The following is an 11,581-nucleotide window of genomic DNA, read 5'->3' as shown; positions in this document are numbered from 1 at the left end:
ATGACGAATCAGCTCTCAGGCCAGCCGGAAATCGGCGGGCTGCAGTCGTACAAGGAAGCAGTAGATTGGATCAATGGCCTTATTCCCTTCGGAATAAGGCCTGGTCTTGAACGGGTTGAGCTTTTGATGGAGCGGTTGAAAAACCCGCATCGAAGGCTGAAATTTATTCATGTGGCCGGAACGAATGGCAAAGGCTCGACATGCGCGTTTTTATCGAGCACGCTGCTTAAATGCGGCTACGATGTTGGTACGTTTACATCGCCGTACATAACGAAGTTTACGAACCGTTTTCAATATAACGGTATGGATATCGAAGAGCAGACGCTGCTTGAGCTTTCGAATGTGTTAAAGCCGGTCGTTGAGGAAATAGCGGAAACCGAGCTGGGCTCTCCAACGATGTTCGAGGTGGCAACGGCACTGGCGATTTTATATTTCGCTACGGTAACCTATCCGGATTATGTCGTATGGGAGACTGGCCTTGGCGGACGAATGGACGTTACGAACATCGTGACGCCGGTCCTCTCCATCATTACGAATGTTGGGCATGATCATATGGATCGCCTCGGCGATACGCTGGAGAAGGTAGCGGCAGAGAAAGCCGGTATTATTAAGCCGGGCGTTCCTGTAGTAAGCGCCGTTACGCAGCCGGAAGTCATCGAAGTCATTCGTCAAAAAGCAATCGCCAGCAAAAGCTCGCTGTATTTGCTGGGCGAGCAGTTCAGTGAAACCGCTCTGTCGGTGCGCGAGGATGAGCAGACGTTCCGCTTTGACGGCTTGTTCCGTCCGATTCATCCGCTGACGATAACGCTGAACGGCGCCCATCAGCGCACGAATGCAGCGGTTGCAGTGATGGCACTTGAGGTGCTTCGCCAGTATGCGGCCCTTATCGTGGAGGATGATGCGCTGGAGGAGGGGCTGCGCCTTGCTGCATGGCCTGGGCGTCTGGAAATGGTGTCGCGTTCCCCGCGTATTCTCATTGATGGCGCGCATAATCCTGAGGGAGCACAGACGCTGGCTGCTGCATTAAAATCGACCTATCGCTATGATCGTTTAATCCTGATGATGGGTATGCTGGATAATAAGAATCATCGCGAGGTTATGAAGCATATACTGCCAATAGTAGATACGCTAATTGTGACCGAGCCTGATTTTCGTAATAAAAAGGATGCGCAGGCGCTGGCTGATCTAGTACGTGCTGTGCAGGGGAATGAGTCTTTTGAGCTGATTGTGGAGCCTGACTGGAAAGCAGGGCTTCAGCAGCTGCAGCATTTGACCGGGGAAACAGACCTTGGGGTTGTGACCGGGACGCTTTATTTAATAGCGGACGTTCGCGCCCGTTTATTGTACAACTCGGATTCTGAAAAAGGTTGGTGAACCGTCTTTGAATACAGCAAAACATGTTCATTTCATCGGAATAGGCGGTTACGGGATGAGTGCTATCGCCCGCGTCATGCTGGAGAAGGGCTATACGGTAACTGGTTCTGATGTCGCTCGTCAGGAACTCACAGAGAAGCTGGTGGCGAAAGGCGCAAAAATCTATATCGGTCATGAACCGGAAAATATTAAAGGTGCGGAGCTTGTTGTATACTCCACAGCACTTACAAAGGACAATGTAGAGCGGCGCGCAGCGGAGGCGCTAAATATTCCGGTGCTGCATCGTTCCCAAATGCTTGCCCAGCTGATGAATGAAGGCAAGGGTGTTGCTGTTGCAGGTGCTCATGGCAAGACGACGACTTCGTCGATGATTGCGCTTGTGATGGAAAATTGCGGAACGGATCCGACCTACATTATTGGCGGCGAGATCGTTAACGTTGGTACGAATGCAAAAGCTGGAAGCGGCGAATACGTAGTAGCGGAAGCAGATGAGAGCGATGGCTCTTTCCTGCATTACCATCCGTCGATTGCGATTGTAACTAATATTGAACCGGATCATCTGGAAAACTATGACGGTGATTTTGGCAAGCTGAAGGCTGCCTACGTTCAATTCTTGTCACAGGTGAAGCCAGATGGCAAGGCCATCGTATGTGCTGACGATGACAATATTGACGAGATCGTGAGCAAGCTGTATGCAAGCCAATCGCTCGATCCCTCACAGCTCGTCACTTACGGCATTGATCGTGAGGCCCAGTACAAAGCCGAGCAAGTCGTATTAGGTGACCGCAAAGTATCGTTCCAACTGACCCACCAAGGGAAGCTGCTGGGCGAGGTCGAACTGTCTGTACCAGGTAAACATAATGTATATAACGCGATGGCTACTATTATTACGTGCCTGGAAGCAGGGCTGCCATTTGCGCAAATTGCGAACGCCATTCGTGATTTCATTGGGGCGAAGCGTCGTTTCCAAGTGCTCGGCGAAGTGGAGGACATTCTCGTTATTGACGATTATGCCCATCATCCTACCGAGATCAGCGCGACGATCAGTGCCGCGAAAGCGACGGGCAAACGAATTGTAGCTGTGTTTCAACCGCAGCGCTACACGCGTACCTATTTCCTTCTTGACCAGTTCAGCCGGGCGTTTCCAGAAGCGGACGAGGTCATCATTACCGATATTTATTCGCCAGCGGGCGAACAGCAAATTGAAGGCGTCAACTCGCAGAAGCTGGTTGAGCTGATCAAGACGAACAGCAATGCGAATACGACGTTTATTGCAACTAAGGAAGAAGTGCTGGAGTATTTGAAGTCAGCTGCTTCGGCTGGCGATCTTGTCATAACGATGGGCGCCGGCGATATTTGGAAAACAGCGGATGCTTTGGCTAAATGGCTGAAGGCAGGCCGTAAATAAAAGCAGGTTACCCTTGCACAAGGGCACTGCACCTCTATTAAACGCTGGAAAACGTGAAAATCGTTTTCCAGCGTTTTTAGTTCATTGCGAAAAGGAGCTGCTCCAAATAATAGGCAAAACTGTATCGCTTGCTGAATCAAGCATTCAAACGAGCGGGCACTACAATTGTACGTTGGATAAAATTCCCTGAGAATTTTATAGCGAAAAGGGTTGGCGACTGTACGAAACTTGAGGTATGCTGCGAATGTTATTTACGTATCCTTTTGTTCATAATCATAAATCTCTTAATTGTCTCATAGAGTAGGAATAGAAGAATGAGACAAGGAGAGAATGACATGAACTCAAAAAACCGCATTACGTACCGTTTCGACCAAGCCGGACAAGCTTCGCGCACCGAAAACAAGCAGATGGCTGCGGTGCAGACTGCTGTGGAAACCCCGGCTGCTTCTGCGCAGCAAGGCGCTTCGGAGCAGGGAGATTTTGCTGAAGTCATCCCCTTATATAAAAATACAGCCCCTTATTCGGATACGCAGTTCAGCCCATGGAGCAGCCATGTCGAGGAGGATATGGATCAGCTGGAGCAGTTGATTCGCGAGTCGGATAGTCTCTCGTCTGCCGAATCTAAGACAAAGCCGGCTAATCGTATCCGTTCGCATGACGATTCGCCCATTTCGTTGAAAACGCCAAGGCAGATGGTAGACAAAGAGCTGCTTGCAGGGGATTCTGAAGAGCAGCATCAGTTGGATGAGAAGCTAGCAGTCCCGCTATATAATGACTATCCTCAGCAGCAGGTCCCTTTCTCCGGCGACTTAAATCGGACTAGCGAGGCAACGGAGCAAGGGCCAGAAAATGCCCGCTATGGATGGGCAAATGACAGTGAGCGGCATTCACCTGAGCTTGAGCTGGGCAACCGTCCGGTTCGCTCTATTCGCAGGCTCGGACATTCGCCATCGTGGATCAATGTGTTTTTATCTGTAGCAGGGGCGCTGGCAACCGGGGCATTATTCGGTTATTTGCTGTTGTCTTTATTTTTGGATTCCTCCTCGCTAAGCTCTTCTCATTCAGGAGGCGGGCAGTCGAGCGCGGTTAGCGGAAATCCAGCATCGCAAAATGCGGAAAATGGTTTGGGCACGGGAGCAGGAGTGGGGAATAGCGGAAGTGCAGAAGCACCGCTAGAAACGGTGGAGCTGGCCATCCAGCCACAGGCCTATCATTTGCTGCAATATGGCGTATTCAGCAACTCTGAGGGCAGGGAGGCTGCGATGGAGGAGCTGGCTAGCAAGGGACTTGCAGCTGCTGCTGCGACAACAGCAGACGACTACAGGGTATATGCGGGGATGGCGGGCGACCGCAGCAGGGCAATTGCGCTGAGCAAAATGCTGCCTGGTACCGAGGTATATGTCAAGGAGCTTATCATTCAGGCGCCACAGCAGTTTCCTTTTACGGGAAAGGCGACAGATGCAAACAGCTTTTTTGAGCAGACGAATGCCTTGGTGAGCATGCTGGATGATTTGGCGCTGGCACAGCTAGAACAGCCAGTACTTGCGCCACTTGGCGAGACTGCGGCGAAGGGTTGGAGGGCGGAGCATCAAAAATGGACGCTCAGCATAAAGGCAATGGAGTCGGGCATTCAAGGCGAGGCGGGTAAAGCGTCGATGGGGGCGGTTGTCCAAGCAGTAAATACGGCGGCTTCATCGCTTACGGAATATGATAAAAATCCTTCTCAGGCGCACTTGTGGTCGGTGCAGCGAGCGCTAATGGAAGCGATCCTGGCACAAAAAACATGGTTTGAGACTATCCGCGCATTGTAAACGGAAATCATACTAAGGTATAATAGAGAGCAGTTGTCATTACTTGGCGAGAGGCGTTGAACAATGAAGAAAAACGGCTGGATGTTATTGCTTTTCCTAGTGCTCGGTTTGCTTGCGGGGGCCTTGGTGGCACGCTGGCTGGAGTCGATTCCGGGAATAACCTTCTTGACCAAAGCGATTGAGGCTACGTGGTCTCCTGCCGTTGATTTATATGTGCTGAGCTTTACAATGACGATTAACTTCCAAATTAGCTTATTCAGCATTATTGGTGTTATAGTGGCTATATGGCTTTATCGCAAAATGTAAGTTTAAACGAAGGAGAGCTATACCTATGAATCCGATCAGCCAGTTTGTGCTGGCATCGTCGTCTCCGCGCCGGAAGGAACTGGTCGCCTCTCTTGACCTTTCCTTGCCGGTTTATATTTTGTCCTCAGAAGCGGATGAAAGTGTGCCATCCGATTGGAGCCCCGAGCAAATTGTTGAACAGCTGTCCTTGCGCAAGGCGCGGGCAACTGCTGAGCTTTTGCGGAAACAGGGCAATACGGAACCCTCTATCGTCGTAGGCGCGGACACTATTGTCGTTGTGGATGGCCTTGTACTGGGCAAACCAGTGGATGAGGCAGATGCTTTTGCTATGTTGAGCAGCCTACAAGGCAGAGCTCATGAAGTATATACAGGTGTAGCTTGTGTTTTAACGCATAATGGTGAACAAACTTCGGCCCATCGTATGACGAAGGTGCACATGAGGCCGCTTAAGAATGAACAGATTAATCGTTATATAGCTACCGGGGAACCGCATGACAAGGCTGGAGCCTATGGCATTCAAGGTTATGGGGCCACACTTGTTGAGCGGATCGAGGGCTGTTATTTCAACGTTGTCGGTTTGCCACTGTCACTGCTGTCAGATATGCTGGCGGCGTATCGCATACATGTATTTTGATCCACGTACTTCAAGCTAACTTACGAAAGCAGGGATGGGCATGGAGCCGCAGCGCCAATTCATTCGTGATGTCCCACAGGAAGAACGTCCAAGAGAGCGATTAATTAAATATGGGGCCGAAGCGCTCAGTCACACGGAATTGCTGGCCATTCTTTTGCGAACAGGTACGAAAAAGGAATCAGTTGTCCATCTTGCGGGTAATATCATGAAGGAATGTGGCAATTTGCGCAACTTGATGGATATGAGTCTGGAGGAATTGACAGCGATTCGCGGCATTGGCCCGGCGAAAGCGATTCAATTGCGTGCGGGACTGGAGCTCGGACGCAGAGTGTCTCGTACAGGCAATGGCGAGGTTGTTACGGTGCAGAGGCCAGAGGATGCGGCGAATTATGTCATGGATGAGCTTCGTCATTTGAAAAAGGAGCATTTCGTCTGTCTTTTTCTGAATACGAAAAATCACATTATCGCCCAAGAGACGCTATCGATGGGCACGCTGAATGCCTCGCTCGTTCATCCGAGAGAAGTATTTCGTGCGGCTATTAAATGCAGCAGCGCCTCGCTCATTTGTGTGCATAATCATCCGAGCGGCGATCCTACGCCAAGCGCTGAAGACATTGCGCTGACGAAGCGGCTCGTTTCTGCTGGAGAGTTGGTAGGCATTGAAGTGCTGGATCATCTGGTCATTGGTGATGGAAGGTTTATTAGTTTGAAGGAACAAGGCTACATGTAATATAATAAGAAGGATTGTGGCATTTCAGAAGGGAGCACTAACATGTTTGGTGGTTTATCGAAAGATCTGGGCATTGACTTGGGAACAGCTAATACGCTTGTGTACGTAAAAGGAAAAGGAATTGTCGTGAGGGAGCCGTCTGTGGTAGCCCTGCGTACCGATACGAAAACGATAGAAGCAGTTGGTGAGCAAGCGAAAAAAATGATCGGCAGAACGCCGGGCAATATTCGCGCCGTACGTCCAATGAAGGATGGCGTAATTGCCGACTTTGAAACGACAGCAACGATGATTAAATATTTTATTCGTTCAGCGCAAAAGCAGAGATCTTTGTTTCCGCGCCATCCGAACGTAATGATTTGCGTACCGTCTGGCATTACTGCAGTTGAGAAGCGTGCTGTTGAAGATGCCGCGAAGCAAGCAGGTGCTCGTGAAGCCTATACGATTGAAGAACCGTTCGCAGCAGCGATTGGCGCCGATCTGCCAGTTTGGGAGCCGACGGGCAGCATGGTCGTTGATATTGGCGGCGGAACGACAGAGGTTGCAGTGATCTCGCTGGGTGGTATTGTAACAAGCCGTTCGATTCGCGTCGCTGGGGATGAAATGGATGAATCCATCATTCAATATATTAAACGCTTTTACAATTTGATGATTGGGGAGCGTACGGCGGAGCAGCTTAAGATGGATCTGGGTACAGCACTGCCGCTTGATCCGCCGGAATCGGTGGAAATTAGAGGCCGTGATCTCGTATCCGGCTTGCCTAAGACGTTGGCGATAACATCTGATGAAGTGAGTGAAGCGCTTGCGGATACGGTGACCGCTATTGTTGATGCCGTTAAAATTACACTTGAAAAATGCCCGCCAGAGCTATCTGCGGATATTATGGATCGCGGTATTGTACTAACAGGCGGTGGAGCACTGCTTCGCAATCTGGACAAGCTGCTGCAGCGCGAGACAGGTATGCCGGTCATTGTGGCGGACAACCCGCTTGACTGTGTAGCTATAGGTACCGGCCGTTCGCTTGACCATATTCATTTGTTCAAGAGCAGAGGCGGCTCAGGCGGTCGTTCGAAACGCTAAGAGAGCTTCCTGCCAATTAGGCAAAAATGAAAATGTGATTAGAACAGGCAGGTGATCGAGCTGTTTAAGCTGTTTAGAAATAAGCGCATGTTTATGCTTATGTTCGGGTTTATTCTGTTCATTGTGGTCATCGGCTTCTCGCTAAGTGACCGTAAGGAGCTGAGTATGCCGGAGAAGTTTATCGGAGATTCAGTCGGATTCGTTCAGCAATGGTTTTATGTGCCCGCTGCTTCAATAGCGGGTTTCTTTGAGGATATTGGCAAGCTCCGGACGATTTATGAGGAGAATGAGTACCTTAGACTGACAGCGGCGGCTTATGCCCGCGACAAAATCGGCTATAACTTTTTGCAGGAAGAGAATGAACGCTTGCAGAAAGAGCTGAATTTTACAGAGCAGCAGAAAAAAATAAACAAATACAACTACCGGATTGCCCATGTCATTGCCATTGACAATAATCCATACAGCAAGACGCTGGAAATTAATTTGGGCTCGCTTAATGGCATAAAGCAGGATATGGCGGTTACGACAATTGATGGCATTATCGGTATCGTCAGCCAAGTAAGACCGAATACGGCAACCGTAATGCCGATTACGGAGCTGGATGATAAGTCGCCAACTTCAAATGCGATTGCGGCGACGATTCTTGGCAAAAGCGACTCTTTCGGAATGGTTACCAGCTATGATGATGAGACGGAACGTTTGATTATGACGAGAATCGGCGAGAACGACAAAATGATAGTTGATGACCTGGTCGTTACTTCTGGGAGCGACAGCGTTTATCCGCGTGGTCTTGTTATTGGAACAGTAGAGACGAAGGAAGTAGGCAATTTTGGCTTGACGTATACGGCTTCTATTAAGATGGCGGCTAATTTGAACCAGCTTAAAGAAGTGTTTGTCGTCGAGGTGTCTGCATCGGAGGATGCGGGGAAATGAGTATGATGAGCACGAATCGGCTTATCCTGCTGTTGTTTTTGCTCTTCGTTATCGAAGGAAGCGTTATGCCTTGGATCATTCCCGCAGATTATGCCGGCAAAATTATCCCGCATTTCAGTTTTGTCTTTGTATTATATGCCGCTTTGTATAGCGGCCGCCATCGCGCACTGATGTTTGGTTTAGGTATCGGACTTATTCAGGATATCGTCTATTACGGTCATTTGCTCGGCGTTCATACGTTTATGATGGGACTAATTGGTTATATTGCCGGACTGCTGTTCGATCGCCGCCGCAGCACGCTGCTGACTTGCCTGTCCGTAATTGGCTTTGCGTGCATCGCTTATGATTCAGCCGTGTATTTCATTTATTCGCTTTTCCGGTTGACGGAGGAGTCGTATGCTTTCGCATTGCTCGATCATATTTTGCCTAGCTTATTTTTGCAGCTTGCTTTTGCCTTGGTTATTTATGTGCCTGTTCGAAAGCTGTATGAGCAGGATGCGAAGCTTAATCAGGACCAGGATGAGGAATAAATTGGCGGTTAAAGCAGGAATTCGATTGTTTCGAAAAGAATGCAATACGTTGGGGAGGGACAATCGTGGCCGAAAAGCAGCATATTATGATTAAAGGCGTCAAAGAAGGTCTCGTGTTCCTTCTCGACGATAGTTGTGAGCTTGATTTATTACTCGATGAGCTGCACTACAAGCTGGAGAAAACCCATCAGCAGCTGCTCACCGGCCCGCTCGTACACGTCCATGTCAAGCTGGGAGCTAGACAACTCGGCGATGAGGATAAAGAACGGATTCGATCGGTTATTCGCGCGCAGGGCAATCTGATTGTACAATCGGTAGAATCGGAGCCGGCGGCAGGCAGCGAACTGCTGCAACCGCCGCCGGGCATTCAGCTCATTAGCGGAATTATCCGATCGGGCCAAACGATGGAGCGTGAAGGCGATTTGCTGCTGACGGGGGATGTGAACCCGGGAGGAACGATTATAAGCACCGGCGATATTTATGTGATGGGCGCGCTGCGCGGGGTCGCTCATGCTGGTGTTAGCGGCCGAACGGATGTTATTATCGCTGCATCGCTGATGCGGCCTACGCAATTGCGCATAGCGGATATCATTAGCAGGCCTCCGGAGGAATGGATGTCGGGCGATCCAGCGATGGAGTTTGCTTTTTTGAATGAGGGAACGATGCAAATGGATAAAATTTCGCAATTGTACCGTTTACGCAATAATCCGATTATGTTGAGAGGGGTGTAACTTATGGGAGAAGCGATTGTTGTCACATCTGGAAAAGGCGGCGTTGGCAAGACGACTACGTCGGCCAATCTGGGAACGGCACTGGCTCTGCTTGGCAAGAAGGTATGTATGGTTGACACCGACATCGGACTGCGTAATTTGGATGTTGTTATGGGACTTGAGAATCGGATTATTTATGATCTTATCGATGTGGCTGAAGGCCGCTGCCGCTTGAATCAAGCGCTGATCAAGGACAAGCGCTTTGACGAGCTGTACATGCTGCCCGCTGCACAAACGAAGGACAAAAATGATGTATCGCCCGAACAGGTCAAAGATATGGTGCTGGAGCTGAAAAAGGAATTTGATTATGTCATTATTGATTGTCCGGCTGGAATTGAGCAGGGCTTCCGAAATGCGATTGCCGGGGCGGATCGCGCGATTGTCATCACGACGCCAGAAAATGCTGCCGTTCGCGATGCAGACCGAGTAATTGGTCTGCTTGAGAAGGAAGGCATCGCTGCGAAAATCATTATTAACCGTATTCGCCAGAACATGGTGAAAAGCGGAGAAATGCTTGATATTGATGAGATTTGCCAGGTGCTTGCTGTTGATTTGCTCGGTATCGTGCCGGATGATGAGAAGGTTATCAAATCCGCGAACACGGGTGAGCCAACGGTAATGGATCCTTCCTCGCGCGCGGCGATTGCTTATCGCAACATTGCCCGCCGCATTTTGGGTGATATGGTTCCGCTTATGCTGCTTGACGAGAAGGCAGGCGCCTTCAAACGGTTCCGCAAGTTTTTGGGAATAGGATGATTGCCTTGTGCTGAATAAATTCAAAAAAATTGACTGGGGTATTATTGCGATCCTGGTTTGCCTGATGGCTATTAGTTTGCTTATTGTTTATAGTGCGACTTGGGATAATATTCAATATGGCACTTCAACTAAAAAAATGGTTTATTTTTATATTGCCGGATTTTTTATTGCTATTTTTGCTGCACTATTTGATTATCGTATTTTACTTAAATCCTGGCATGTATTGTACGGTTTTGGTGTTGCATTGCTCATGTTGGTCTATTTTTTTGGATCTGTCATCAATGGAGCGAAAGGCTGGTTTAAGCTCGGTAGTTTTTCTTTTCAGCCGGCAGAGATAATGAAAATCTTTTTGATTATCGGTATTGCTTACATTATGGGACGACGAAAAGGCGATAGATTAGGCTTTTCTCAAGATTTATTACCGATAGCGGCCTTTTCCCTGTTGCCGTTTGCGCTTGTAATGATGCAGCCCGATTTAGGAAATGCGATTATTTATCTTGTTATCGTGCTTGGAATGCTTTGGATTGGAAATGTTAAATATAAGCATGTTCTTATAGGGCTTGCTGTCGTTATTGGCGGTTTGATCTTGTTCATGACGCTGTTTAATATGTTCAATACGGAGATATATACTTATTTGAAAGAAAAAGAATTAACGCACTGGTACAACCGGATTAATACGTTCATGCATCCAGAGGAGGCATCTGCTGATGCGAGCTATCAATCCCAAAATGCCAAAATTGCCATAGGCTCCGGTGGACTTACGGGTGATGGCTATCTACAGGGCGAGATGAAAAACGGCAAGTTTATCCCTTACCCGTATTCGGATTCCATTTTTGCGGTCATCGGAGAGGAATTTGGTTTCCAGGGGGCGGCGGTACTGCTGCTGCTGTATTTCCTGCTCATTTACCGCATCATCATAATTGCCTTTAAGTGTCATGATTTACGCGCCGCCTATATGACGATCGGCATTGCTTCGATGTTCGTATTCCAGATTTTCCAAAACATTGGCATGATGATCGGACTAATGCCGATTACCGGCATTACGCTGCCGTTCATCAGCTATGGCGGTACTTCACTGCTGCTGAATATGATTTGTATTGGCATTGTATTCAGTATTAAGGCACATCAGGAAGTTTATGAGCTGGCTGAATAACCACATAAGCTGCTGCTTGGAAGAGCGCTGCAATTCTCTGTGAAGAGAAAGCAGCGTTCTTTTTCTTTTTGCCTGCTGGATTTGCATACTTGTCCGTTT

At 48.8% G+C, this 11,581-nt stretch carries 12 protein-coding genes; all 12 read left to right on the top strand.

The features are described from left to right. The 12 genes from WH37_RS04585 to WH37_RS04530 all read left to right on the top strand — a co-directional run bounded on the left by WH37_RS04585 (nt 1) and on the right by WH37_RS04530 (nt 11,482). Complete coding sequence (locus WH37_RS04585; RefSeq protein ID WP_046229388.1) at nt 1-1,374, top strand: bifunctional folylpolyglutamate synthase/dihydrofolate synthase; 1,374 nt, start codon at nt 1-3, stop codon at nt 1,372-1,374. Nucleotides 1,375-1,381: 7 nt separating this feature from the next. Continuing rightward, nucleotides 1,382-2,782, top strand: a complete 1,401-nt coding sequence (gene murC, locus WH37_RS04580) for a UDP-N-acetylmuramate--L-alanine ligase (protein WP_046229387.1) — start codon at nt 1,382-1,384, stop codon at nt 2,780-2,782. Nucleotides 2,783-3,117: 335 nt separating this feature from the next. After that, on the top strand, nt 3,118-4,593 hold the full coding sequence (locus WH37_RS04575) for a hypothetical protein (protein ID WP_046229386.1): 1,476 nt from the start codon (nt 3,118-3,120) through the stop codon (nt 4,591-4,593). 63 nt (nt 4,594-4,656) lie between these two features. Continuing rightward, the gene (locus WH37_RS04570; RefSeq protein WP_046229385.1) at nt 4,657-4,899 is read left to right on the top strand and encodes a DUF4321 domain-containing protein; all 243 of its coding nucleotides are present in this window, start codon (nt 4,657-4,659) and stop codon (nt 4,897-4,899) included. 25 nt (nt 4,900-4,924) lie between these two features. After that, a complete protein-coding gene (locus WH37_RS04565) occupies nt 4,925-5,533 on the top strand; it encodes a Maf family protein (protein ID WP_046229384.1) in 609 nt (202 codons plus the stop codon). 40 nt (nt 5,534-5,573) lie between these two features. Then, nucleotides 5,574-6,263 (top strand): RadC family protein, encoded by a 690-nt coding sequence (radC, locus tag WH37_RS04560; RefSeq protein WP_046229383.1) that lies wholly within the window; start codon nt 5,574-5,576, stop codon nt 6,261-6,263. A 42-nt stretch (nt 6,264-6,305) separates the two neighbouring features. Continuing rightward, nucleotides 6,306-7,340 carry a rod shape-determining protein gene (locus WH37_RS04555; RefSeq protein ID WP_046229382.1) on the top strand — a complete coding sequence of 345 codons (1,035 nt, stop codon included), beginning with the start codon at nt 6,306-6,308 and terminating at the stop codon, nt 7,338-7,340. A 99-nt stretch (nt 7,341-7,439) separates the two neighbouring features. Beyond that, entirely contained in the window at nt 7,440-8,273 is an 834-nt protein-coding gene (mreC, locus tag WH37_RS04550; protein ID WP_231594123.1) for a rod shape-determining protein MreC, read from the top strand. Further along, entirely contained in the window at nt 8,270-8,803 is a 534-nt protein-coding gene (gene mreD / locus WH37_RS04545; RefSeq protein ID WP_231594122.1) for a rod shape-determining protein MreD, read from the top strand. The genes mreC and mreD overlap by 4 nt, the downstream gene beginning before the upstream one ends. A 62-nt stretch (nt 8,804-8,865) precedes the next feature. Continuing rightward, nucleotides 8,866-9,534 carry a septum site-determining protein MinC gene (locus tag WH37_RS04540; RefSeq protein WP_414811812.1) on the top strand — a complete coding sequence of 223 codons (669 nt, stop codon included), beginning with the start codon at nt 8,866-8,868 and terminating at the stop codon, nt 9,532-9,534. A gap of 3 nt (nt 9,535-9,537) precedes the next feature. Further along, nucleotides 9,538-10,329, top strand: a complete 792-nt coding sequence (gene minD, locus WH37_RS04535; RefSeq protein ID WP_046229380.1) for a septum site-determining protein MinD — start codon at nt 9,538-9,540, stop codon at nt 10,327-10,329. Between the two features lie 7 nt (nt 10,330-10,336). Then, nucleotides 10,337-11,482, top strand: coding sequence for an FtsW/RodA/SpoVE family cell cycle protein (locus WH37_RS04530; protein ID WP_046229379.1), 1,146 nt, complete (start codon nt 10,337-10,339; stop codon nt 11,480-11,482). Nucleotides 11,483-11,581: the final 99 nt, after the last annotated feature.

It is taken from the genome of Paenibacillus algorifonticola (genome assembly GCF_000971975.1).
GTDB lineage: Bacteria > Bacillota > Bacilli > Paenibacillales > Paenibacillaceae > Pristimantibacillus > Pristimantibacillus algorifonticola.
The sequence above is the reverse complement of the archived record's forward strand: the minus strand, read 5'-3'. Positions and strand labels throughout refer to the sequence as shown.